The following is a 24,946-nucleotide window of genomic DNA, read 5'->3' on the forward strand; positions in this document are numbered from 1 at the left end:
CGCTCCGGAAGATAGCAGTAAGTGAAACGTGCTCGCACATCGCCCCGAAGGGGCGCAACCACCGGTTTCACCTGTCGTTCCCGACTCCGGCACCGGCCTGGGACCCCGCGTTCTCGGGGCCGTCACCCGCCGGCTCCACGTAGAGCTGGCGGACCCGGGAGCTGACGATCGCCTGACCGGTCAGCCAGGCGATGACGCAGCCCAGCGAGGTCAGTGCGAACGAGAGGTGGTGGAACGCGGTGGTCCCGCCGAACAGCACCAGCGCGACCGCCAGCACGCCGATCTTGGTCGTGTAGACCACGAACGCGATCGGCAGCAGCAGGTGGGGATGGCGCTGGCCGGCCCAGGAGACCACGAAGGCCGACACGGCGAAGAACCCGAGGATCAGCAGCGTGCCGATGGCGGCGCCGATGAGCCCCGGAACGCCCGCCGAGACGGTGGCGGCCGCTGCGGCCACCACACCCACGGCGGCGGTGGGAATCGCGGCGCCGCGGAGGATCCGGGCGTCGTGTTCCTGCATGAATAAGGCTCCGGTGGCTGTCTTGGGGTGCTTGCTCGTGAAAGCTATCACAAGGTTTAGGGCACCCGGACGCGGGTGGCCTTTACGCCCACCTTACCCGCGCCTGCCCTGCCGTGGTCACCGGTCGCCCGCGTTCCCGCGCGCCTGTGTGCGGCGATTGTCACCGCGGTGCGGCCACCGCGGATCATGTGTGCGTCTACCCGGCTCGGCCTCCCGCACAAGGTGTCCGGCGCGGGAACCCCGCGCTCATGAGGGACGTTGGACGCGTTGGCACCGGCGCCGGGGCGGTCACGGCCGCTCCCCCGCCGACGCGGTCTGGGCGGCCCGGCCCTGCGCGCGTTCGCGGGCGGCGCGCTCCTCGGCCCGGCGGCGCAGGCGCGGCATCGTGATCAGCGCCACGGCGCACGCGGCCACCAGGAGGGTCACGGTCAGCACCACGAACGGATTGTCAAAGACCGAAAGGGAGACCGATGCGAACGCGATGATCGCCGCCCACAGGTACATGAGCAGCACCGCCCGGGCGTGGGAGTGGCCCAACTCCAGCAGCCGGTGGTGCAGGTGCTTCTTGTCCGGGGCGAACGGCGACTTGCCCGCCATGGTGCGCCGCACCACGGCCAGCACCAGGTCGGCGAGCGGGAGGGCGATCACCAGCAGCGGCAGCAGCACCGGCAGGAACAGCGCCAGGCCGTGCACGCTGGTGCGGCCCTCGGGGTAGAACTGGCCGGTCACGGTGATGGTGATCGAGGCCAGCAGCAGGCCCAGGAGCATGGCACCGGTATCGCCCATGAACACCCGGGCGGGGTTGAAGTTGTGCAGCAGGAAGCCCAGGCACACCCCGGCCAGGATGATCGCGATCATCGCCGGGTAGGACTGGCGCTCGAACCCCTGGTCGACCGCCGCGACGTAGTAGTAGATGAAGAACGCGAACGCCGAGATCGCCACGATCCCCGCCGCCAGGCCGTCGAGGCCGTCGGCGAAGTTGACGGCGTTGATCGTCACCACGATCAGCAGGATCGACACCATCGTGCCCAGCCACGGCCCGAGCGAGAGCTGGGTGCCGGGCATGGGCAGCCACAGCATCTGCACGCCCGACCACACCATGATCCCGGCGGCCAGGGTCTGCCCGGCGAGCTTGGGGATGGGACCCATGCCCCAGCGGTCGTCGATGATGCCGATGACCACGATCACGCCGCCCGCCAGCAGCAGGCCCCGCCAGGTGGTGTAGACGAACACGTCTTGGAGGTGCGGGAGCCGGTAGGAGATCAGCAGCGCCGCCGCGAAGCCGCCGTAGATCGCGATTCCGCCGAGCCGCGGGATGGGCTCGGTGTGGACGTCGCGGTCGCGGACGGGGGGCACCGCGCCGAAGGCGATCGCCGCGCGCCGGACGAACGGGGTCAGCAGGTAGGTGACCGCCACGGCGATGACGAAGGTGAGCGCGTACTCACGCACGGCGTGTCAGGTGCCTTCCTCGTAAGCGCGTCGGCGGCTGCGCCGAGCGCGGCGGTGTGGACGCTGGCTGCGGTGGACGCGGGCGGCCCGGCCCGGCCGACCGGTCGGCTCGGCCGATGACCGCGGTCGGCGGGCGGGGGCCGCGAAGCGGCTGCCGGGCACCGGGGACCGCGGTGGTGTCGAACCTAGCACTACCCGCCGCCGGGATGCGGCAAGACCGTATGACTACATGGCGTGATAAATGTGGTCCCGGCCACGGCGGGGGCGGGGTGCGGGTCCCGGTCGGCGCCGGGAAGGCGGGGCCGCCGGGCCGGGCGCGGCGCCGGGCGGTGGGCGGCGACCGGGTGCGGCGGCGGAGCCGCCACCGGGGGCGGTCCGGACAATCCGCACCACATCGCCCGTGATCCCGCCGCCGGACGGGCGCCGGGGCGGGAACGGCGCGCGGCGGCGGGCCGCGCGGACCCGGCCGGGACGGAGCGGAGCGTGCGGGCCGGTGCACGCGGCGCCACCGTGATCGGCGCACATGCACAACGCGCTGCGTAGCCGGTGGAGTTTCCGCCGCCGCCGATCTTTGCGCTTTCTTGACGCCGCCCCGCGCCCACACCCGGCCCGCTGCCCCGAGGCCACCCTGTGAAGGGCGGCGTGGGGGGTGCGGGCCGGTGCGGATGGGGCGGATGGGGGCGGACCGGGAAACCACGGGCGGCGTGCGGCCGCCACCCGGCCCCCTGCCTCGGCCCCCTCCCCTACTCCCGGCCCGGCTCCGCGCCCAGCTCCATGGACACCTCCGTGGTGGTCGAGGGCACCGACAGCACCGCGTCGAAGGCGTCGCGCACGGGCACCGCCATGACCGCCGACTGCGAGCGCATCCGGTCCAGCCGGCGCGCGGGCGCCTCGGGCGCGCTGCGCAGGTCGGCCAGCACGGTGGCCCCGCCGTGGCCCGCCGCCACGAGCGCCGCCTCGACGCTGCCCTCGGGCGGCGGCGCCAGCGGCTCCTCGACCACGCTGAACCCGGCCGGGCTGGCGTCGGGGTGCATCTCGGGCACCCGGTCGGCGGTGTGGGTCAGGGCGACGGCGCGGTAGTCCTCACCCAGCGCCCGGTGGAGGAGGTGGCCCATGGGCAGCGCGGTGTGGTCGCCGGTGATGGGCGTCTTCTGGATGTGGTTGTTGTGGGCGGCCAGGACGAACCGGGTGCCCGGCTCGGCGCGCTCCAGATGCCACAGCAGGGTTTGCGCCATGTAGTGCTCGCGCACGGAGGTGTCGTTGCCCAGCCCGCCGCCGGCGAAGAGGTCGCGCATGGCGCCGAGCATGTAGTCGGTGTGGGCGGCGGCCTCCAGCAGGCGCAGCGCGGTGGCGTAGCGGTCGGCGCCCCCGCGCTCGACGTAGACCGGCTCCAGGGCGCGGGCGCGCAGGAGCAGCCGCGCGAGCGCCGCCGTGAGCCCGTCCCGCTCGGCCGGCTCCAGCGCCGCCCAGGCCGGGGCGGCGGCCGCCACCGAGGCGCCGGCGAACCGGTCGGCCACGGCCAGCGCGGCCTCGACCCGGGGCAGCGCCTCGGGGTCGACGTCGCGCAGGTAGGCGGCCAGCGGTTCCAGCACCGGGCGCAGGTCGCCCCCCGCCACGGGCACGTCGACACCCACGAAGCGCAGCGGGTGGCCGCCGGTGCGGTTGTGGCGGCGCAGCCAGTGGCCCATGTCGGCGGTCAGCCCGGCGTTGGCGGTGCCGCCGGCCGGTACCGGGTCCCCGGTGTCGGCGTCGAGCCACCGCTGGAGGGCGATGCCCTCGGCGAAGCCGTACTCGAAGGCGAGCACGGTGAACCCGCAGCGCTCGGCGAGGAACCGCACCAGCCGCTGCCGGGCGAGGGCGAACTCGCGGACGAAGTGGGCGCCCTCGCCCACGGCGACGACGCGGGCGCCGCCGATGACGGGGCGCAGGGGTTCGAGGTCGTCCAGCGGCGCGTCGGGGTCGAGCCCGCCGAGGACGGTGGTGTGGGGCGCCAGCCAGTGGTGGCGGGCGCGGTCGGAAGAGATGCCGTCGGTCATGGTCCAGCGCTCGCTTCTCGGTGGTCGAGGTGCGGAAGGGTCACCGAAGACACCGGGCGCGAGCGGTGGCGGGGCGGTACGCCCGCACGCCACCGGCCGGAGCATCGGCCCCGGCCGCGCACCGGTGGAGCGCGTGGTTAGAGGAACAGGCTTCCGGTCGGCATACCGCCACGCTACCAGCGCGGGCGGCCGCACCCGAAGGGGTTTTCCGGCCACGCGGGGCGCGGGCACCCGGTCGCGGGCATGCAACTGCGGGCGGGCGACACGGCCGGCGGCGACTCAGCCGCCGCAGCGGGTGTCGGGTCCCGGGCCGACCGGGTCGGTGAGGATGGCGGCGGCGCGCCAGCCCTCCCCCTCGCGGCGCAGGGTGTAGCCGGTCCACTGGACCGGCTCGGCCGGGGCGGGCACGACGGCGGTCCGGTCCAGGCAGGCGTCGATCTGCACCAGGTCGGCGGTGTAGCGGCCCACGGCGATGTGGTGGAAGACGAACCGGCCGACAGGTGCGGGGCGGTCCTCGGCCAGGTGCTCGGCAAGCGCGGCGGCCGCCGGCGAGCCGGGCAGGGCGCGGGCCAGCACGGCGTCGGCGTCGCCGCCGTGCTCGGCACGCAGCAGGGCCGCCTGGAGTTCCACGACCGCCGCGACGGCCGCGCGGTCGGGGTCGGCGGCGGGCGGGTTCTGGGCGAGGACGGCGACGCCCTCGGGCAGCGGGGCGAGCGGCTCCAGCGGCGCGGCCGCCGCACCGGCGCCGGCGGGCAGCCGGACGCGCGTGTCGGTCTGACCGGTGCCGGCCATCAGCGGCGCGCCGCAGAGCGCCAGGACGAACGCGGTGGCCAGGGCGGCCGCCGCCGAGGCGCCGCGCGCGGGCGCCACCCGGTCCGCACCGCCGTAGTGCGGCCCCCACCGGTCGCCGGTGCGTGCCGCCCCTGCCCCGCGCCGTTGTCCTGCCCGCACCCCGCACCCGCTTTCTCGCCGCTGCCGGCACCCGGCCGGCGGCGCTACGGCCGCCGGCCCCGCCCAACGCCGGGGCAGCGCGACAACGGACTCAGGGTGTGCTGCCTCCCGGCTTCTCCGGGCCTGAGACGTCCGGGGCGGCCCCGCCGGTTCCCTCACTGTCGGAGGGCGGCGGTACGGCGCCCTGGCCGGTCTCGGCGGCCGGGGCCGCCGTGCCGGCGGCGCCGGCGGTGCCGCCCTCGGGGGCGGTGTCGCCGGGCGCGGTGCCGGGGGCGCCGGAGTCGTCGGCAACGCTCTCGGGCGCCGTGGTGGGCGTGCGCTTGGCCACCCCGATGACCGTGCCGCACACGGCGCGCAGCCGCTCGACCGGGATGGCGCCGTCGCGCAGCACGCGCGGCACCGCGTAGGTGAGGTCCACGATGGTGGAGGGCGTCTGGTCGGCGCACGGGCCGCCATCGAGGTAGACCGCGACGGAGTCGCCCAGCATCTTCTCGGCGTCCTGGGCGGTGATGGCGGCGGGCTGCCCGGAGAGGTTGGCGCTGCTGACGGCCATCGGCCCGACCTCCTTCAGCAGGTCCAGGGCCACCGGGTGCATCGGCATGCGCACCGCGACCGTGCCCTTGGTGTCGCCGAGGTCCCAGGACAGGCTCTGGGCGGCCGTGCAGACGATGGTGAGCGGTCCGGGCCAGAACTCCTCGATGAGGTCCTGGCCGTAGTTGCCCAGGTCCTCGATGAGCGCCTGGGCGGCGCGCACCGAGCCCACCAGCACCGGCGGCGGCATGTCGCGGCCCCGGCCCTTGGCCTGGAGCAGTCCGGAGACGGCGCCGGGGCTGAACGCGTCGGTGCCGATGCCGTAGACGGTGTCGGTGGGCAGCACCACCAGCTCGCCCCGGCGCACCGACGAGGCGGCATCGGCGATGCCGTCCCTGCGCTCCTGCACGTCAGCGCAGTCGTAGCTGCGGCTCACCTGCGGTCACCTCTTCTTCTCTGGTCGGCGCCCACGGGGCGCTCTCGCTCGTGGGTCCCGGCGCCGGCCCGGCGGCGGGACCGCTCGCCCACCGGCCGCCTCAGTCCTCGGCCCGGCGCATGACGACGAACCGGTCGCGGTGGGCGAGGTCCTTGCGGTTGCGGACGTCGCGCCAGCCCAGCTCCTCGGGGAACAGGCGCGGGATGTCGATGCCCTGGCCGTCGCCGTGCTCGATTGCCATGGCCCCGCCGGGGCGCAGCAGCCGGCGGCCCACCGCCTCCAGGCCGCGGATGAGGTCGAGGCCGTCGGCGCCGGCCCACAGCGCGGGCGCGGGGTCGTGGTCGCGGACCTCGGGCGGCAGCACGTCGGCGTCGGCGGTGGGCACGTAGGGCGGGTTGGAGATCAGCAGGTCCAGCCGGCCGTCGAGGTCGGGCAGCGCGGTGCGCATGTCGCCCAGGTGGGCGTGCACTCGGTCGCCGTGGCCGCTGGCCTCGATGTTGCGCCGGGCCCAGCCCAGCGCCTCGGGGTCGATGTCGACGGCGTGCACCCGCGAGCGCGGGACCTCCTGGGCGATGGAGATGGCGATGGCGCCGGAGCCGGTGCCGAGGTCGGCCACCAGGGGGTCGGCGACGTCCATGGCCCGCAGGGTCTGGATCGCCCAGTCGACCATGATCTCGGTCTCGGGCCGGGGCACGAAGACCCCGGGGCCCACCCGCAGTTCCAGGTAGCGGAAGTAGGCGCGGCCGGTGATGTGCTGGAGGGGTTCGCGCGCGGCGCGGCGGGCCACGCACTCCCAGTACAGCGCGTCGAAGTCGGAGTCGGCGACCTCGTGCAGCCCCCCTCGACGAACGCCGTGCACGTACGCCGCCAGCTCCTCGGCGTCGGTGCGGGGCGAGGGGACGCCCGCGTCGGCCAGCCGGAGCGTGGCGCGGGCGACCTCGTCGAGCAGGAAGTTCATGACTGGGCCTGCTCCAGCCTTTCCTTGGTGTCGGCGTCGATGAGCGCCTGGAGGACGCCGTCGAGTTCTCCGTCGAGGACCTGGTCCAGGTTGTACGCCTTGTAGCCGACACGGTGGTCGGAGATGCGGTTCTCCGGGAAATTGTAGGTGCGGACCCGCTCGGAGCGGTCAACGGTGCGCACCTGGCTCTTGCGTTCGGCGGCGGCCTCGGCGTCGGCGCTGGCCTGGGCCTCGGCCAGCAGGCGGGCGCGCAGGATGCGCATGGCCTGCTCCTTGTTCTGGAGCTGGCTCTTCTCGTTCTGGCAGGACACCACGATGCCGGTGGGCAGGTGGGTGATGCGCACGGCGGAGTCGGTGGTGTTGACGCTCTGGCCGCCGGGGCCCGAGGAGCGGAACACGTCGATGCGCAGGTCGTTGTCGTTGACCTCGACCTCGACCTCCTCGGCCTCGGGCACCACGAGCACGCCGGCGGCGGAGGTGTGGATGCGGCCCTGGGACTCGGTGACGGGCACCCGCTGCACGCGGTGCACCCCGCCCTCGAACTTGAGCTGCGGCCACACGCCCCGGCCGGGCTCGGGGGTGGCCCGGTTCTTGAAGGCGATGGTGATGTCCTTGTAGCCGCCGAGGTCGGAGGGGGTGGAGTCGATGACCTCGGTCTTCCAGCCCTGGCGCTCGGCGTAGCGCAGGTACATGCGCACGAGGTCGCCGGCGAACAGCGCGGACTCCTCGCCGCCCTCGCCGGCCTTGACCTCCATGATGAGGTTCTTGTCGTCGGCGGGGTCGCGCGGGATGAGCAGCACGCGCAGGCGGTCGGTCAGCTCCTCGCGGGTCTTCTCCAACTGGCGCGCCTCGTCGGCGAAGGAGGAGTCCTCGGCGGCCAGCTCGTTGGCGGCCTCGATGTCGGACTCGACCTGCTTGAGCTGGCGGTAGGCGGCGACGATGGGCGTGAGCTGGGAGTAGCGCTTGCCCAGGGCGCGCGCCCGCCCCTGGTCGGCGTGCACGTCGGGGTCCGCGAGCTGCTGCTCCAGCTCGTAGTACTCGCCCAGGAGGTCGTCCAGCTTCACTTCTCGCTTACCAGCTTCCGTGGATGGCGGTTGAGTCGGGTCCGGCGGCGCTCCCGGACCGCCGGCGCGCGGCCCGGGGGCACCTACGACGAGCGGCGCCGGACGCGCGGGCCGAACGGGTCGGCTCCGCGCGCTCCGGCGCCGCGAGGCAGGCTACTGGCGCTTGCCGAAGCGCTTCTCGAAGCGGGCGACCCGGCCGCCGGTGTCCATGATCTTCTGCTTGCCCGTGTAGAACGGGTGGCAGGCCGAGCACACGTCGGCGCGGATCACGCCGGAGGTGGCGGTGCTGCGGGTGGTGAAGGTGTTCCCGCAGGTGCAGGTGACCTCGGTGACAACGTACTCGGGGTGGATGTCGGCTTTCACGTGGATCTCCTCGCTAGGGGCGGTCGCCGGGCGCACTCGCGCGGGCGCGCGCTGGGGCACACGGGCGCGTCGAGCACGAGGACTCGTCGGGTGTGCGTGAACCGGTACCGCGGCGGTCGATATACCAGTTTGCCAGACCTTCAACGAAGAACCGACCAGCGGCTATTCCACCGCCCGCCACTGGGAGGGAACCATCCCCGCGTGTGCGGGGAGCACGCCGCCCAGTCGACGGCGGTGATGTCGCCGAGGGGACCATCCCCGCGTGTGCGGGGAGCACCATGTCGTCGACCATGCGCTCCCAGTCCTCCCGGGACCATCCCCGCGTGTGCGGGGAGCACGCTGAATGACCTGCGGCTCCGTTGAGCCTATAGATCGATTTCATTCACTTCTTCGGAAACCGACAAAAAACCCACTCAGCGGCCTGGGCGGGCTCAGCCGTCCTCGCCTCGGCCGGTGTCCTCCACCGGCTCGGTCGGGTGGTCGCCCGGGGTGGGTGCCGGGCGGTCGCCGTGGACGGGGCAGAGCGCGGTCTCGATCATCGCCCAGGCGGGCGGGTCGGGGTCCTCGGTGTAGCGGGCCTGGAAGAGAGTGAGGTGGCGGCCGCCGCCGTGGACGGTCCAGGTGCGGTAGCCGGGGATGTTGCCCGAGTGCATCCACACGTCCAGCCCGCAGGTGAGGGTGTAGGCGCGCGGCCCCAGGGCGAACCCGTAGCCGTCGTCGGTGACGGCCTGGACCTCCAGCATCTCGGCGAGCATGGGCCGCCCCAGCACCCGCCCGCCCAGCAGCGCCTCCCAGAACCGGTTGACGTCGCTGACGGTCGAGACGACCTGGGCGGTGCCGTACCAGCGCGTGGGGTTGAAGTGGGTGATGTCGGCGGGCTCGGGCGCCAGGCCGGGCGCGGGTGCGGCGGCGAGGTAGGCGTGCATCGCCGGGCCGGGGACCTCGCTGTCGGTGGGGATGGAGGTCTCGGTCAGCCCCAGCGGGGTGAGGATCGCGCGGTCCACGGCCTCGGTGTAGGGGCGGCCGGTGATCTCCTCGATGACCATCGCGACCAGCACGTAGTTGGTGTTGGAGTAGGCGACGTCGGTGCCCGGCGCGAAGACGGGCCCCCGCCGGTTGGCGATCTCCACCAGTTCGCGCGGGCGCCAGCGGCGGTGGGGGTCCTCGCGGACGTCGGGCATGGCCCGGTTGTAGCTGAAGATGCCGCTGGTGTGGCTGAGCAGCATGCGCAGGGTGATGTGCTCGCCGCCGTCGAGGACGCCGGGCAGCAGCTCCTCGACGGTGTCGTCCAGGTCGGCGCGGCCCTGCTCCACCAGGTGCAGCAGGGTGGCGGCGACGAACGGCTTGGACAGGCTGGCCACGCGGAAGTGCGCCTGGGGGTCCACGGGCGCGCCGGTGGCGCGGTCGGCGACCCCGGCGACCCCGTTCCAGGTGTCGCGGCCGTGCTCGTCGACCACGGCGAGTTCGGCCACGGCGCCGCTGGAGCCCTGGCGCACGACCCGGTTGAGTGCCTGCTGGAGGGCTATCTGGTCCTCGGCCGCGATCCCGGCGGCGGGGCGGGGGCCGTCGTTGGCGGGCGCGGCGGGGGCGGCATCGGCCCCCCGGTCGGCGCCGCCCAGCAGCAGCGCCTGGGCCGCGACGACGACCGCCGCGGCGGCCAGTGCCCCGGTTGCCAGGAGCGCCCGGTTCTTCCTGCTTTCCATCAGGGCGAATGGAAACACGGATCGGGGCCGCGCGCGACTCGGACAGCCCGCGCGGCGGCGGGTGCGCGCCTTCGGCGCGCGGGCGCGGGCCGGCGGGCGGCCGTCCGAGCAGGGCACACGCGGCCGGGCGCGGCTCGGTGCGATCCGCCCCACACTGGAGGTTCCGGGGGCGGTGGCGGGCGGCTCCGATGGCGGGCGCCGGGGTCGGCCGGCGCCCGCCCTCAGGCGCCGCGGGTGTCGTCGGGTCCCGGGGCGGGGGTGTCCGCTTCGGACGGTTTGGGCGCGCGGCCCGGCGATCGGCGCAGCAGCACCACGACGCCCGCCAGCCCGGCGGCCACGGCCGCCAGCACCGCCAGCCCCGCGTTGAAGCCGATGCCGTAGGTGAGGAGGTAGGTCAGCGCGCCCGCCGTCAGCAGGTAGTAGACCAGCGGTATCGCGGTCTGGCGGATGAGGTCTCCCTCGCGGCCCACGAGCCCCACCACGGCCGCCGCCGCCACGACGTTGTGCACGGTGATCATGTTGCCCGCCGCGCCGCCGACCGCCTGCCCGGCCACGACCGACTCCGGGGGCACCCCGATCTGCTCGCCGGTGGAGAACTGGAACAGCGCGAACATGAGGTTGGAGACGGTGTTGCTGCCGGCGACGAACGCGCCCAGCGCGCCGATCCAGGGCGCCATCAGCGGCCAGGCGCCGCCCGCCAACTCCGCCGCGCCCTGGGCGAGGGTGAGGGGCATGCTGTCGAGGTCTCCGGCGCCGAACTCCGCGCCGGAGTTGATGAACACCCGCACCAGCGGCACGGCGAACAGCAGCGCCACGGCGGCACCCGCCAACTGCCCGCCCGCCATCCGCCAGGACGCGGCGATCTGGCGGGCGCTCATCCGGTGCAGGACGTAGGTGGCCACGCAGACCAGGATGAACACCGCGCCGGGCGAGTACAGCGGCTGCACGGCGTCACCGATGGAGGTGCCGAACAGGTTGTCGGCGCCCAGTTCCACCCCCTGGAGCCAGGTGGTGAGGGCGGGCACCGTTCGGGTGAGCACCAGCAGCGCGGCCACCAGCAGGTAGGGCGACCACGCGCGCAGCAGGCCGATCCGGGGGCGGCCGCCGTCGCCGGCTCCCCGCGCGCCCTCCGCTCCGGCCCCGCCGCCGGTGGGGCCGTCGCCCTCGCCCGGGTTCAGGGTGCCCGCCCAGCGCGCGGGCCAGCCCGAGCGCGGGCCGAAGTCCCAGGGCTCGGCCGGCAGCAGGAAGCCGCGCCGGGCGGCGGCCACGACGATCAGCAGCCCGGTGAGCCCGCCCAGCAGCGAGGTGAACTCCACGCCGAGGAAGGCGTTGTAGAGCATGGAGGGGATGGTCATGGCGAAGGCGGAGAACAGCGCGAACGGCCACACCGCCAGGCCGTCGGCGAAGCGGCGGCGCTCGCCGTAGAACCCGCACAGCAGGCAGCACAGGAAGAGCGGGATCAGGGTGCCGGTGATGCCGTGCACGATCGCCGTTTGCAGGCCGATGCGCTCCACCAGCTCGGCCACCGTCAGCCCCAGTTCGGCGGCGCGGCCTTCCACCTCCGGGGAGCCCGCCAGGCCGCCGTCGACGCCCACCAGGATGGGCGTGCCCACGGCGCCGAAGCTGACCGGGGTGCTCTGGATGACCAGGCCCACCATGACCGCCGCCATCGCGGGGAACCCCAGGGCCAGCAGCAGGGGCGCGACCACGGCGGCGGGCGTGCCGAAGCCTGAGGCGCCTTCGATGAAGCTGCCGAACAGCCAGCCGATGATGACCGCCTGCACCCGCCGGTCGGGGCTGATGCCGGTGAAGGTGGCGCGGATGGTGTGGATGGCGCCGCTCTTGGTGAGGGTGGCCAGCAGCAGCAGCGCGCCGAAGATGATGTAGAGCAGGCCGGCCGCCAGGATGAGGCCCTGCACGGTCGAGGCCGCCACCGCGGCCCAGTCGGTCCGCCACACGGTGACGGCGATCGCCACGACGACCGCGTAGCCGGCGGGCATGGCGTACTTGGCGGGCCAGCGGAACCCCACGAGGAGGATCCCCACCAGCAGGATCGGGGCCAGGGCGAGCAGGCTGAGCAGGGCGATGCCGTCCACACGCACTCCCGGGAGACCGGCGGTACACGGTATGCAATCTCCCTGCGCACCTTAGGCGAGGTACTTCCCCGGGTAAAGGGGGGCGAAAGGGAAAACCGTGAACGGTGGTGCGGTCCGCCGCGATCACAGCGGGCGCGGCGGGCGCTCAGCCCAGGCGCCCGCCGGGGCACCCGGCCGCACCCGGGCGTGCGGCCCGGGCATCACACGCGGCCGCCCGGTCCCGCGCCGGCGAGCGGCGGGGACCGGACGGACCGCGGCGGTCAGTGCTCGTTGGGGCCGCCGACCGTGGTCTGCTGCACCTGGAGCAGGAACTCGGTGTTGCTCTTGGTCTCCTTCATCCGCTCCAGCAGGAGTTCGAGGGCCTGCTGGATGTCGAGGGCGTGCAGCACCCGGCGGAGCTTCCAGATGATCTTCAGCTCCTCGTTGGACATCAGGATCTCCTCCTTGCGGGTGCTGGAGGAGACGACGTCGACCGCGGGGAAGATGCGCTTGTCGGCCAGGGAGCGGTTGAGCTTCAGCTCCATGTTGCCGGTGCCCTTGAACTCCTCGAAGATGACCTCATCCATGCGCGAACCGGTCTCGACCAGCGCCGTGGCCAGGATGGTCAGCGACCCGCCGTTCTCGATGTTGCGGGCGGCGCCGAAGAACCGCTTGGGCGGGTACAGCGCCGTGGAGTCCACACCACCGGAGAGGATGCGCCCGCTCGCCGGCGCGGCGAGGTTGTAGGCGCGGCCCAGGCGGGTGATGGAGTCGAGCAGGACCACCACGTCCAGGCCCATCTCGACCAGGCGCTTGGCGCGCTCGATGGCGAGTTCGGCGACCGTGGTGTGGTCCTCGGCCGGGCGGTCGAAGGTGGAGTGGATGACCTCGCCCTTGACCGTGCGCTGCATGTCGGTGACCTCTTCGGGCCGCTCGTCGACGAGCACGACCATGAGGTGGGTCTCGGGGTTGTTCTCGGTGATCGCGTTGGCGATCGACTGGAGCACCATGGTCTTGCCGGCCTTGGGCGGCGAGACGATGAGCCCGCGCTGGCCCTTGCCGATGGGCGCGACCAGGTCGATGATCCGCGTGGTGAGGATGTTCGGCTCGGTCTCCAGGCGCAGGCGGTCCTGCGGGTAGAGCGGGACGAGCTTGGCGAACTCCGGGCGGCTGCGGGCCTGGTCGGGCGCCATGCCGTTGATGGTGTCGAGCCGGACCAGGGCGTTGAACTTCTCGCGCCGCTCCCCCTCGCGCGGCTGGCGCACGGCACCGGTGATCGCGTCGCCCTTGCGCAGGCCGTTCTTGCGGACCTGGGCCAGCGAGACGTAGACGTCGTTGGCGCCGGGCAGGTAGCCGGTGGTGCGCACGAACGCGTAGTTGTCGAGGATGTCCAGGATGCCGGCCACCGGCAGCAGGACGTCGTCGTCGCTGATGACCGGCTCGGTCTCCTGGCGGTCGCGCCCCGAGCGGCGGTCGCGGCGGTCGCGGCGCCGGCCGCGCCGGCGTCCGGTGCCGAAGTCGTCGTCGCCGCCACCGCTGTTGCCGCTGCCGCCCCGGCCGGTCTGCTGCCCGCCCTGGCCGCCGCCCTGCTGGGCGGTGTCCTGGGCCGGGGCCTCGGCGGCGGAGTCCTCGCGGCCGCCCCGGTTGCGGCGGTTGCGCTGCCGTTCGCGGCCCCCGCTCTGGCCGGACTGGCCCTGGGAGTCGGAACCGGACTTCTGGGAGTTGGATGTCTTGGTCACGCTGCTCGCGGGGGTAGAGGTGTCGCCGTCCGACGGCCGGTTCTGGTCAGTTGCGTCGTCGCCGCGCTTGCGCGTGGTGCGGCGGGTGCGGGCCGGCTTGTCGGTGCGCTCCGCCTGGTCGGCGCCGCCCTCGCGGGCGCCGACCGGCTCGACCGGGGCCGCCTGCGCGGCGGGCTCGCCCGCCTCGGCGGGGGCCTGCTCGGCGCGTTCGGGCCGCTCCGCGGGCTTGCGCGCCGCCGCCTGCGGCGCCGAAACCGGTCCGCCCTGCTTGGCCTCGATGGCGGTGATGATGTCGTTCTTGCGCATCCGCCCCGTGCCCGTGATTCCGAGACTCGACGCCAGCCGCTGGAGCTCGGTGAGCTTCAGCGCCGACAGCCCCGTGCCTTGGCTGCGCGACCGAGACGGCGTGCTCTTTCTGGATGAGGTCGCGGCGTCGCCGGCGTCCACATCGGACGCGGTCGAATTCTGCTGCGTGCTGACCGCCGCGTCCGTGTGGAGTTCGGTGGTGTCGCTCACTAAGGGTCCTTCCCAAGGAGCGGGCTTGGGCCGTCATGTGTCGGTGACGGCCGGCCCGGTGGTGCGAACCGGCGGGGGGCCGGGTCGGGCGTGCCCCACGCGGATGTCGGGAACCGTTGATTCCCCTACCCGATCGCGGCGGGCTCCGGGTACAGCCAGGCGTTGGGGCGATGAGTCCGCGGCCGCCGCCCGTGTTCCACGCTGCCGCCGTCGGCCGGCGAGGCGACGGTGGTGGCGGGGTGATCGGAGCAACGGGCGCTCCGCGAACTCAACACAGTGGTAACCGTGCGCAGCGATCGCATGGCCAAAACCACGTACATCTCGGACGCGGAAAACACTGTGGCGGATGAGCACACGCCCCGCAACGGGGCAACTGGTGCTTCACCCAGCCTAACATCACCGGAGCCCACAGCTATTCCTTGACACGGGTCTATGTTTCGATCCTCGCTCCTGACGGATCGATGGCTAGGGGGCGTATGTGCCAATGCTTACCCGTTCGCTCGTGAATTGAATCAACCAGGTCCTCCCGGATTTGCAGCGCAGCCCCGGTTTCCGGGGGGTGCGCCGGGGTGCCCGCGGCGGCCCCCGCGTCGGCGAGGACGAGCACGGTGGGGCCCGCTCCCGACACCACCGCCGCCAGCCCGTGGACCTTGCGCAGCTCACGAGCGAGCCGCAGGCTCTCGGGCATCGCGGGTTCACGGTAGCGCTCGTGGAGGCGGTCCTCGGTCGCCTCCAGCAGGAGTTCGGGGTGGCCGGAAACGGCCGCGACGAGCAGCGCGGCGCGCCCGGCCGTGAACGCGGCGTCGGCGTGGGGCACCGAGGCGGGCAGCAGGCCGCGCGCGGCCTCGGTGGACAGCCGCTCGGCGGGCACGCAGGCGATCGGCGCGACGCGCGGGGACACCGGCACGCCCAGCGCCCGCCAGCGGTCCTCGCCGCGCCAGGCGACCGTGCAGCCGCCGTAGACGCAGGGGGCGACGTTGTCGGGGTGGCCCTCGATGCCGGCGGCCAGCTCGAACACGCGGTCGCGGTCGAGGCCGCCCTCGGGGGTGGTCCACCCGAGCAGCGTGGCGGCGGCGCTGACGCCGGCGACGATCGCCGAGGCCGAGGAGCCCAGGCCGCGCCCGTGGGGGATGGCGTTGCGGCAGCGCAGCCGCAGCCCGGGCAGGGGGCGGCCGGCCTCCTCGAAGACCGCGCGCATGGCGCGCACGACCAGGTGGGTGCCGTCCAGGGGGACCTCGCCGGCCCCCTCCCCCTCGACCTCGACGCCGAGCCCGCCTCCGGGGTCGAGTTCGACCTCGACCTCGTCGTGGAGGGCCAGCGCCAGCCCCAGGGAGTCGAACCCGGGGCCGAGGTTGGCGCTGGTGGCGGGGGTGCGCACGCGCACCCGCGCCGGGTGGGTGTGGGACATGGTCGTGCTTTCCGTTGGCGGGCCGCGGGGCGGCGTTGTCAGGCCAGGCCGAGGGCGGAGGCCGCCGCGTGGGCGTCGACGGGGACGGTGGTGGCCGAGGAGGCGCCCGCCAGCGCCCAGTCGGGGTCCTTGAGGCCGTTTCCGGTCACGGTGCACACCACGCGGCTGCCGCGCTCGACGTGGCCGGCCTCGACCGCCTGGAGCAGCCCGGCGACGCTGGCGGCCGAGGCGAGTTCGACGAACACGCCCTCCTCGGCGGCGAGCATGCGGTAGGCGGCCAGGATCCGGCGGTCGGTGACGGAGTCGATGCGCCCGCCGGACTCGTCGCGCGCCTGCTCGGCGTAGGTCCAGGAGGCGGGGTTGCCGATGCGGATGGCGGTGGCGATGGTGCGGGGCCGCTCCACCGGTGCGCCGTTGACGATGGGCGCCGACCCGCTGGCCTGGAACCCGAGCATGCGGGGCAGGCGGGTGGCGGGCCCGGAGTCGGCGTACTCCTTGTAGCCCATCCAGTAGGCGGTGATGTTGCCGGCGTTGCCCACGGGCAGGCAGTGGATGTCGGGGGCGTCGCCCAGGGCGTCCACGACCTCGAACGCGGCGGTCTTCTGGCCTTGGAGGCGGTAGGGGTTGACCGAGTTGACCAGTGCCACCGGGTAGTCCACCGACAGCTTGCGGGCGAGTTCGAGGCAGTCGTCGAAGTTGCCGTCGATCTGGAGGAGCTTGGCGCCGTGCACGAGCGCCTGGGCGAGCTTGCCCATGGCGATCTTGCCGCTGGGCACCAGCACCGCGCAGGTCATGCCGGCGCGCACCGCGTAGGCGGCGGCGCTGGCGCTGGTGTTGCCGGTGGAGGCGCAGATGACCGCTTTGGCGCCGTCCTCGGCGGCCTTGGTGATGGCCATGGTCATGCCGCGGTCCTTGAAGGAGCCGGTGGGGTTGAGGCCCTCGACCTTGAGGAACACCTCGCAGCCGGTCAGCTCCGACACCCGCGGGGCGGGTACCAGCGGGGTGCCGCCCTCCAGCAGGGTGACGACGGGGGTGTTCGCTGTGACGGGGAGGCGGTCGCGGTACTCCTCCACGACCCCGCGCCACGCCCGTGCCATGCTCACGACAGGGCCCTTTCGGCAGACGGAAAATGCGTTGGATGTGCGGACTCCGCGGTCGGCGGCGCCGGTGGGCGGCCGGGGGCGCGGATTCGCCGGTGCGGCCGGGCGCGCGGGGGCCGCCCGGGGTGGGGCGGCGGACGCCGGGCGGGGCCGCGGCCTCGTCCTGACCACGAGTCTAGAGGGCGCGGCCCGCGCCTCGTGCACCGCGGTGGGGCCGTCTCAGCAGATGGGACGGTGTGCGCGCGGCGCGCGGGGGCTCACGCGTCGGCGAACGCCTCGACGCGCATGACGCTGGCCACGGCGCGCACCATGTCCAGGCGGCGCAGCCGCTCGACGGTCTGGGCGAGGGCGGCGTCGGGCGCCCGGTGGCTGACGAGCACCAGCTGGGCGTCGTCGCCGAAGCCCTCCTGGCGGACGTTCTTGATGGAGACGCCGTTCTCGGCGAAGACCTCGGCGACGCGGGCGAGCACGCCGGGGCGGTCGGCCACGTCCAGGGAGATGTGGTAGCGGGTGACGGTCTGGCCCATGGGGTGCACGGGCAGGCCGGTGTCGTGGCCGCCCTCGCCCACCGAGGTGCCGGCCAGGCGGTTGCGCGCCACGGCCACCAGGTCGCCCAGCACCGCGCTGGCGGTGGGGGCGCCGCCGGCGCCGGGGCCGTAGAACATCAGCCGGCCGGCGGACTCCGCCTCGACGAACACGGCGTTGTAGGCCTCGGTGACCGAGGCCAGCGGGTGCTCGCGGGGCAGCATGACCGGGTGGACGCGCACGCCCACCGAGCCGCCGTCGGCGGCGCGCTGGCAGATGGCTAGGAGTTTGACCACGCAGCCCATGGCCTTGGCGCTGGCGATGTCGCCGGCGGTGACCTCGGTGATGCCCTCGCGGTGGACGTCGGCGGCGGTGACGTTCTGGGTGTGGAAGGCCAGGCGGGCCAGGATGGCGGCCTTGGCGGCGGCGTCGAAGCCCTCCACGTCGGCGGTGGGGTCGGCCTCGGCGTAGCCCAGGGCCTGGGCCTCCTCCAGGGACTCGGCGAACCCGGCGCCCTGGGTGTCCATGCGGTCGAGGATGAAGTTGGTGGTGCCGTTGACGATCCCCAGCACCCGGTTGACGCGGTCGCCGGCCAGGGAGTCGCGCAGGGGGCGCAGCAGCGGGATGGCCCCGGCGACCGACGCCTCGTAGTAGATGTCGACGCCGGCGGCGCGCGCGGCAGCCAGCAGGGTGGCGCCGTCCTCGGCCAGCAGCGCCTTGTTGGCGGTGACCACCGACTTGCCCGCCTTGATCGCGTCGAGGATCAGGGAGCGGGCGGGTTCGATGCCGCCGATCACCTCGACCACCACGTCGATGTCGGGGCGGGTCACCAGGGAAGTGGCGTCGGTGGTGAACAGCGCGGGGTCGACGCCCGTGCCGCGGTCGCGGCCCAGGCGGCGCACCGCGATACCGCCGATCTCCAGGGGGGCTCCCACACGCGCGGCGAGTTCGGCCGACTGCCGGTCGACCAGCCGCACCACTTCCGCGCCCACAACGCCGCATCCCAGCAGCGCCACCTTCATCGCCATAGGGGGGTGACTCCCGCTTCTCGTATCACTGGTGTCGTCGCCTTGTTCGTCGGGTCCGCGGCGCTCCGGGCGGTGCCGCCGAGGGGCGGGGCCGCCCGGAGCCCCCGGTCAGCCTATGTCCAAGCGGAGCAGGTCCTCCTCGGTCTCGCGCCGGACGAGGGTGCGCGCGGCGCCGTCGGCGACGGCGACCAGGGCCGGGCGCGGGAGGTGGTTGTAGTTGCTGGCCATGGAGAAGCAGTAGGCGCCGGTGGCGGCGACGGCGACGAGGTCGCCGGGGCGGATGTCGGCGGGCAGGTAGAGGTCGTGGACGATGATGTCGCCGCTCTCGCAGTGCTTGCCGACCAGGCGGGAGAGCATGGGTGCGCCGGAGCCGGTGCGCGAGGCCAGGGCGCAGGTGTACTCGGCGCCGTAGAGGGCGGTGCGGATGTTGTCGCTCATGCCGCCGTCGACGCTGACGTAGGTGCGGATTCCCTCGACGTCCTTGACGGTGCCGACCTCGTAGAGGGTGACCCCGGCGGGGCCGGAGAGCGCGCGGCCGGGCTCGACGGCGATGCGCGGCATGGGCAGGCCGTGGGACTCGCACTCGTGGCGGACGATCCCCAGCAGGCTCTTGGCGATGGCCTCGGGCTCCAGCGGGGTGTCGTCGGGGACGTAGGCGATGCCCAGGCCGCCGCCGAGGTCGAGTTCGGGCAGTTGGGCGCCGGTCTCGGCGATGACGCGGACCATGAACTCGGCGACGCGGCGGGCGGCGACGTCGAACCCGGCGGTGTCGAAGATCTGCGAGCCGATGTGGGAGTGCAGGCCGACCAGCTCGATGTGGGGGGCGGCCAGGACGCGGCGGACGGCCTCGTCGGCGGCGCCGGTGCTCAGCGCCAGGCCGAACTTCTGGTCGTCGTGGGCGGTGGCGACGAACTCGTGGGTGTGGGCCTCGACGCCGGTGGTGACGCGGACCAGGACCCGGGGGACGCGGTCGAGGCGGGCGGCGATGCGCTCCAGGCGCTCGATCTCGTCGAAGGAGTCGACGATGATGCGGCCCACGCCGACCTCGACGGCGCGCTCCAGCTCGGCCTCGGACTTGTTGTTGCCGTGCATGCCGATGCGCTCGGGCGGGAACCCGGCGGCGAGGGCGACGGCGAGTTCGCCGCCGCTGCACACGTCGAGCTTGAGCCCTTCTTCGAGCACCCAGCGGGCGACGGCCTTGGTGAGCAGGGCCTTGCCGGCGTAGTAGACGTCGGCCTCGGCGTCGCTGAAGGCGGTGCGGTAGGCGCGGGCGCGGGCGCGGAAGTCCTGCTCGTCCATGACGAACAGGGGGGTGCCGTACTCGGCGGCCAGCGCGCGGGCGCCCACGCCGCCGACGACCAGTTCGCCGTCGGCGCCGCGCCTGGCCGTGGCCGGCCACACGTGCGCGGAGAGTTCACCCAGGTCGCGCGGCGGGCGCGGCGGGTTGTCCTCGGGCAGCACGTCCGCGTGGCGCGGACCGGCGGGGTGGGCGTAACGGCTCATGGTGGTGCGCTTCCGGTGTCGTGGTCGGCGGACGCTCCCCGGGCGGTCCGGCCGTGGGGCGCGGGCGCCGGCGGGTGTCGCGGCGGTGGTGTGCGGTGCTGTGCGGTGGTGTGTGGTGTTGTGCGGGCGGCGGGTGTGCGGGCGGCGGACCGCCGGTGCGCGGCGACGCGGTGGCGGCGCCGGTGGGCGGGAGGCCGTGCGGGGGGCGGTGGCGGCCGGGTGGCCGGCCGGCGGTGCCGGCGGTCGCCCCGGTCCCCGGACCCGCCGGCGCGCGGCGCGCCGGGGAGGTCGTGTTCACGGCCTTGTGGGCGCGGACACGCCGAGAAGCGACAGCCCCGCGCGGAGGACGCCGGCCACGGCGGCGCACAGCGCGAGCGCGTCGTCGCCGCCGGGGTCGCGCGTGGTCTCACCCGTGAGGACGCCGCTGGATTCCCACCAGTCATGGTAGGCAATCGCGAGACCTTCGAGGTATCGGACGAGCATATGGGGTTCGCAACGCCGCGCCGCGGCCCGCACCACCACCGGCCCGTCGAACAGCGCCCCGACCAGCTTCGCGCGCGCGAGGGGTGAGTGGGGCGAGTGGAGGGTCCCGCCGGGGCCGCCGGGGCCGCCGTCGCCGGAGTCGGCGGAGTCGGCGGGGGCACCGGGGTCGGCGGAAGCGGCCGGGCCGCCCGGACCGACGGAGTCGGCGGGTGCGGGGAGACCGGCCGGGCCGCCGGGGTCGGCGGGGGCGTGCGGCGCGGAAGGGCGGGCCCCGGCATCGAAGGTCCCGGCAGAACCGCCGGAGTCACCGGTGCCGCCGGGACCGGCGGAGCCGACGGACGCCGTGCCGCGCGGGGCGGCGCGGCGGGCGTCCTCGACCCAGCGCAGCGTGGCGCACGCGTGGGCGTGGGCGTAGCGGAGGGCGAAGGCGGGGTTGTCGGCGGTGTGGCGGCCCCACGCGCCCGGCCGCTCGGCGGTCGGCAGGGCGGGGAGGCCGGGGCCTGTCAGCTCCCCGGGCCGGGGTCGCTCCCCCGGGCCACGGCAGAACGCCACGCGCGCGCTCGCCTCGCCGATGACGCCCAGCAGGCGGCCGGCGTCGGTGGCGAACGCCTCGGGACCCCGGTCGAGCCAGGGGTCGCGCCAGGTGGCCGCGCCCGGCTCCGAGCCGCCGCCGGGCGCGGTGGCGGCGTCGGGCGCGGTGGCGGCGTCGTCGGCGAGCGCGCCCAGCACCCGGTCGGCGGCGGCGAGCCTGCGGCGGGCCTCGTCGCGGGCGCGGCGCCGGGCCTCGGCGACCGTGGGGGCGTCCGCGAGCGGGGGCGGCGCCCCGGCGTGCTGGTCGGCGGGTCCGCCGTCCGCCCCGGCGTCGGAGTGGTGCGCGAGGTAGCCCGCCAGGTAGGTCCCGTGGTCGGCCGCGATGTAGGCGACCAGCGCCGACCACGCGGACTCGGCGGGCGTGACGGCGAGGAACCCCGGGCCTTCGGCGGCGGCGTCGGCGATCAAGGGGTGGCCGCGCAGGTGGGCGGCGGCGGCCTCGGCCAGCGCGCGCGCGGGCCGACGCAGGTCAGCGGCGACGCGCAGGGGCAGGGCGGAGGTGCAGCGCCCCACGGCCGCGAGGAGGTCCACAGGGTCGGGGGTGTCGGCGGGGGCAGCGGCGCCGGCGCTACCGGAACCGGCGGCGGCGGTATCAGCGGTGGCAGCGGCGCCGACGGTGGCAGTGGTGTCGGCGGGGCCGTCGGTGTCGGTGGGGGCAGGGGTGTCGGCGGGCTCGCGGCGGGCCACCGGAGGGGCATCGGCGCGGCCGCCGTCCCGGATGCCGGCGGCCGGCGGCGCGGCGGCGCGGCGCACCTCGGCGGGCGGCAGATCGGCGGAACCGCGCTCGGCGGCCAGGGCGACGGCTTCGCGGACGAGGGCGTCCAGCCGCCAGGGAGTGGCGGCGCGGCGGTCGAGGTCGGCCAACAGGTGCGGCACAGCGGGGTCGCCCACCTCACGCCCCCGCCGGCGCGATGCCGTACGGCATCGGGGCGCAGCGGCACCGGCCCGATACCCGGACCGGCGCGCGGCGGGAAGAGGCCGGTTCTCCGACCGGCGCGCGGCGGCGCGCGCACGGCTCATGGCGGACGCCGCTCCGTCCTCGCAGCCGAAGGGCGTCGCGGCTTGTCCGCAGCCGGGAGGCGCAGCGGCAGGTCACCCCGCCGACCCGGCGCGGTCACGGCGGGCGAGGTCGCGCACCAGGCGGATCAACTCGGTGGGGTCGAACGGCTTGGTGAGGTAGGCGTCGACGCCGATCTCCTGGCCGCGCCGGATGTCGTCCTCCTGCGCCCGCGCGGTGATGAGCAGCACGCGCATGCCGCGCGTGGCGGCGTCCTCCCGGAGCCGGGCGGCGGTCACCCACCCGTCGAGCCGGGGCATCATGACGTCGAGCGTGATCACGTCGGGCCGGATGTCGCCCACGCGGGCCAGGCAATCCTCACCGTCCACCGCCTGGTGCACCTCGAAGCCCTCAAGCTGGAGGTTGACGGCGATCAACTGCCGGATCACCTCGTTGTCGTCGACCACCAGTACCCGTGCCAGCGCTTCACCCACGGCCGCGAGACTAGCGCCCCGGACCGGCTCCCCGCTGGCGATCGCCCAACCCCACCGCAAATTGCGCGATCCACCCCGCGCCCTCTGCAAATTGCGCGATCCACCCCGCGCGCCCTGCTAGTGTTGATCCAGCAAAGCGCCCCCTTAGCTCAGGGGATAGAGCAACGGCCTCCGGAGCCGTGTGCGCAGGTTCGAATCCTGCAGGGGGCACCCCAGAGTGATCAGCGGAATCACTTACCGACCAGCGGAGACGCATCAGCGCCCGCTGGTTTTTCATGTCCTCGCGCGGCCCGAGCCGCCGCGTTCGCGGGTCGCCGCGGTCACACGGTGCACAGGGCATGCGCCGCACAAGGGGCGGGGGATCCGAGACCACGCGGAGTCCCCGCTTCTCTCAGCCGCGAGGGTGACGTGCGACACCCGCGGTCGCCCCTCCGGTCGCTCCCCACGGCGTCCCTCTCGGTCGGCCCCTGGGCGTGGATCCGTCGCAGCGCCCTTCCCGCCGGCAGTCCGCACGGCAACAGGACGGACGACGGGTGAGGAGCCGTCCCGTCCCGCCCTTCTGGGGGCCGGCCTCGCCGACCGTGGGGCCTTGGAGACAGGAAAGGGTCACTCCCCCGCGCGGTGGCATTGTCGGCCGGCGACTTGCAGTCGGGAAGTCGGGATTCGGGTGGGATTCGGGCTGGAAAAAACCCTTCTCGCTGGTGACCGAATTGCTGATGAATGCGTTTTCGCAGTTCCGGGGGCCGACCATACGGAAGGTCCGCCGGGCCGTGCGACCGCTCCGTCCTCATCCGCTGCACCCCTGCTGTACCCCCGCTGCCGCACCGCCTGCCGTCGGCCGGGCCGGCGGGTGGGGCGTTCCCGCGCGTGCGGCGGTCGCCCTCTGACCATTCGGCTCTTACTTGTCGGTCTCACTTGCCGATCAAGGACCATGTCCACTTTTTAGTAGCAGTTCTGGTGTGGCACCTTATGAGCATGTCGTCTTCTGTCGCCTCGTGTGACGCGGTCCCCAACCGCTTCACCTTGCCGGGCGCCCGCCGCGCCCACACCCCCCTCACCTCCCACAACACAAGGAGCGTCGATACCTCACCGGCACCGGCCGGTGCCACCCTCCTCCTCGCGCCCTCGGACGGGGGCCTCCGATGACCCGCCGAATCCTGATCGTGGGGGCGGGGCAGTCCGGGCTGCACCTGGCCCACGGCCTCCAGGGCGCCGGCTACGACGTCACCGTGATGACCGCCCAGCGCCCCGAGGAGATCCGCACGGCCGCGCCGTCGATCACCCAGTTCTCGCTGCCGCTGGCGCGCGAGGCCGAGCAGCGGCTCGGCCTGGACTTCTACGCCAACCTCGCGCCGCGCATCCACGGCGTCCACCTGGAGCTGTACCCGCCCGGCTACCCCGGCTCGATGACGGTCGCCGGGGCCTTCGCCAGCGAGGCCATCGCGGTCGACCGGCGGCTGAAGCAGGCGGACTGGCTGGAGTACCTCCAGGACCGGGGCGCCAAGGCGATCTTCGCCGGCTGCACCGTCTCCGACCTCGCCTACTTCCCCTCCATGTACGACCTGGTCGTGGTGGCCACCGGCGGCGGCATGCTCGGCGAGCTCTTCCCCGACACCGACGAGCTTCGGGGCGTGGGCGGCCACCGCCGCGTCATCACCCAGGTGCTGTGCGAGGGGATCGCGCCCAGCCCGTCGGGCGCCGACTACGCCGAGGTCATCTCCTCGCCGCTGGGGCGCATCCTCATCGCGCCGATCCTCAGCCCCTACGGCCCCGCGCACTCGGTGTGCGTCATGGACGCCCCCGGCGGCAGCCTCGACGGCTCCCACCTGCGGCCCCAGCGCGGCCACCCCGACCCCGAGGCCGTCACCTCCTGGATTGTCTCCGCCCTGGGCGAGCACTTCCCCGAGGTCTACCCCCGTGTCGCCAACGCCTCGCCGATCGACGCCCACGCCGCCCTGGTCACCACCGTGCGCCCGCACGTGCGCAAGCCCGTCGCCGCCCTGGCCGGCGGCAACCTGCTGGGCCTGGCCGACGCGGTCGTGCACACCGACCCGCTGGCCGGGCAGGGCTGGGCGGTCTCCAGCCTCAGCGCCTCGGTGTACCTGCACCGCATCCTCGACCACGGCGACGCCCCCTTCACCCGTGAGTGGATGGAGGAGACCTTCGCCGCCGCGTGGCGGGCGGGGGTGAGCGCGGCCGACACCCTCAGCAGCGCCCTGCACTCCATGTGGGAGCCCGGCGCCCCGCCCCACCTGGGCGAGGTCCTGGCCGCGGCCGCCGGCAACCCGGCGGTGGCCGACCGCTTCGTGGGCGGACTGGCCGACCCCTCCGACTACGAGAAGTGGCTGTATGACCCCAGTGCCGCGCGCGCCTACATCGCGGCGGTCACCCGGGCCAATTCCTGACGCGACTCCGACCTTCCCCTGAACCCGCGGTTCCCGTCTGGAGGTACCACCATGTCCGTCCCGCCGCCCGC

The 24,946-nt window shown here is 74.4% G+C and carries 18 protein-coding genes and 1 tRNA gene; 2 read left to right on the forward strand and 17 right to left on the reverse strand.

Annotated features, from left to right (window positions below; genetic code table 11):
* Positions 1–67 precede the first annotated feature (67 nt).
* The 17 genes from LG943_RS22825 to LG943_RS22905 all read right to left on the reverse strand — a co-directional run bounded on the left by LG943_RS22825 (position 68) and on the right by LG943_RS22905 (position 22,470).
* The gene (locus LG943_RS22825; protein WP_270074403.1) at positions 68–520 is read right to left on the reverse strand and encodes a hypothetical protein; all 453 of its coding nucleotides are present in this window, start codon (positions 518–520) and stop codon (positions 68–70) included.
* Positions 521–808: 288 nt separating this feature from the next.
* Positions 809–1,969, reverse strand: coding sequence for an MraY family glycosyltransferase (locus tag LG943_RS22830; protein ID WP_270074404.1), 1,161 nt, complete (start codon positions 1,967–1,969; stop codon positions 809–811).
* A 743-nt stretch (positions 1,970–2,712) separates the two neighbouring features.
* Positions 2,713–4,005, reverse strand: a complete 1,293-nt coding sequence (locus tag LG943_RS22835) for an erythromycin esterase family protein (RefSeq protein WP_270074405.1) — start codon at positions 4,003–4,005, stop codon at positions 2,713–2,715.
* 279 nt (positions 4,006–4,284) lie between these two features.
* A complete protein-coding gene (locus LG943_RS22840; protein ID WP_270074406.1) occupies positions 4,285–4,875 on the reverse strand; it encodes a hypothetical protein in 591 nt (196 codons plus the stop codon).
* Between the two features lie 172 nt (positions 4,876–5,047).
* Positions 5,048–5,923, reverse strand: a complete 876-nt coding sequence (locus tag LG943_RS22845) for an L-threonylcarbamoyladenylate synthase (protein WP_270074407.1) — start codon at positions 5,921–5,923, stop codon at positions 5,048–5,050.
* Positions 5,924–6,023: 100 nt separating this feature from the next.
* The gene (gene prmC, locus LG943_RS22850) at positions 6,024–6,881 is read right to left on the reverse strand and encodes a peptide chain release factor N(5)-glutamine methyltransferase (RefSeq protein WP_270074408.1); all 858 of its coding nucleotides are present in this window, start codon (positions 6,879–6,881) and stop codon (positions 6,024–6,026) included.
* Entirely contained in the window at positions 6,878–7,945 is a 1,068-nt protein-coding gene (prfA, locus tag LG943_RS22855; protein WP_270074409.1) for a peptide chain release factor 1, read from the reverse strand. Before prfA ends, prmC begins: the two co-directional genes overlap by 4 nt.
* 153 nt (positions 7,946–8,098) lie before the next feature.
* Positions 8,099–8,308 (reverse strand): 50S ribosomal protein L31, encoded by a 210-nt coding sequence (rpmE, locus tag LG943_RS22860; RefSeq protein ID WP_179767343.1) that lies wholly within the window; start codon positions 8,306–8,308, stop codon positions 8,099–8,101.
* 431 nt (positions 8,309–8,739) lie between these two features.
* On the reverse strand, positions 8,740–10,011 hold the full coding sequence (locus LG943_RS22865) for a serine hydrolase domain-containing protein (protein ID WP_270074410.1): 1,272 nt from the start codon (positions 10,009–10,011) through the stop codon (positions 8,740–8,742).
* 221 nt (positions 10,012–10,232) lie between these two features.
* Positions 10,233–12,107, reverse strand: a complete 1,875-nt coding sequence (locus LG943_RS22870) for an L-lactate permease (protein WP_270074411.1) — start codon at positions 12,105–12,107, stop codon at positions 10,233–10,235.
* Positions 12,108–12,367: 260 nt separating this feature from the next.
* Positions 12,368–14,341 (reverse strand): transcription termination factor Rho, encoded by a 1,974-nt coding sequence (gene rho / locus LG943_RS22875; RefSeq protein ID WP_270074412.1) that lies wholly within the window; start codon positions 14,339–14,341, stop codon positions 12,368–12,370.
* Between the two features lie 430 nt (positions 14,342–14,771).
* Positions 14,772–15,749, reverse strand: coding sequence for a homoserine kinase (gene thrB / locus LG943_RS22880; protein WP_270074413.1), 978 nt, complete (start codon positions 15,747–15,749; stop codon positions 14,772–14,774).
* Between the two features lie 38 nt (positions 15,750–15,787).
* On the reverse strand, positions 15,788–16,846 hold the full coding sequence (gene thrC / locus LG943_RS22885; RefSeq protein WP_270074439.1) for a threonine synthase: 1,059 nt from the start codon (positions 16,844–16,846) through the stop codon (positions 15,788–15,790).
* A 260-nt stretch (positions 16,847–17,106) separates the two neighbouring features.
* A complete protein-coding gene (locus LG943_RS22890) occupies positions 17,107–18,402 on the reverse strand; it encodes a homoserine dehydrogenase (protein ID WP_270074414.1) in 1,296 nt (431 codons plus the stop codon).
* Between the two features lie 108 nt (positions 18,403–18,510).
* Positions 18,511–19,905, reverse strand: coding sequence for a diaminopimelate decarboxylase (gene lysA, locus LG943_RS22895; protein ID WP_270074415.1), 1,395 nt, complete (start codon positions 19,903–19,905; stop codon positions 18,511–18,513).
* Between the two features lie 294 nt (positions 19,906–20,199).
* Entirely contained in the window at positions 20,200–21,855 is a 1,656-nt protein-coding gene (locus LG943_RS22900; RefSeq protein WP_270074416.1) for a DALR anticodon-binding domain-containing protein, read from the reverse strand.
* Between the two features lie 216 nt (positions 21,856–22,071).
* Positions 22,072–22,470, reverse strand: coding sequence for a response regulator transcription factor (locus LG943_RS22905; RefSeq protein WP_270074417.1), 399 nt, complete (start codon positions 22,468–22,470; stop codon positions 22,072–22,074).
* 138 nt (positions 22,471–22,608) lie between these two features.
* Here LG943_RS22905 and LG943_RS22910 point away from each other — a divergent pair.
* Positions 22,609–22,680: transfer RNA gene (locus tag LG943_RS22910), tRNA-Arg, on the forward strand.
* Positions 22,681–23,612: 932 nt separating this feature from the next.
* Complete coding sequence (locus LG943_RS22915; RefSeq protein WP_270074418.1) at positions 23,613–24,875, forward strand: styrene monooxygenase/indole monooxygenase family protein; 1,263 nt, start codon at positions 23,613–23,615, stop codon at positions 24,873–24,875.
* Positions 24,876–24,946: the final 71 nt, after the last annotated feature.

Source organism: Streptomonospora mangrovi (assembly GCF_027604915.1).
Lineage (GTDB): Bacteria > Actinomycetota > Actinomycetes > Streptosporangiales > Streptosporangiaceae > Streptomonospora > Streptomonospora mangrovi.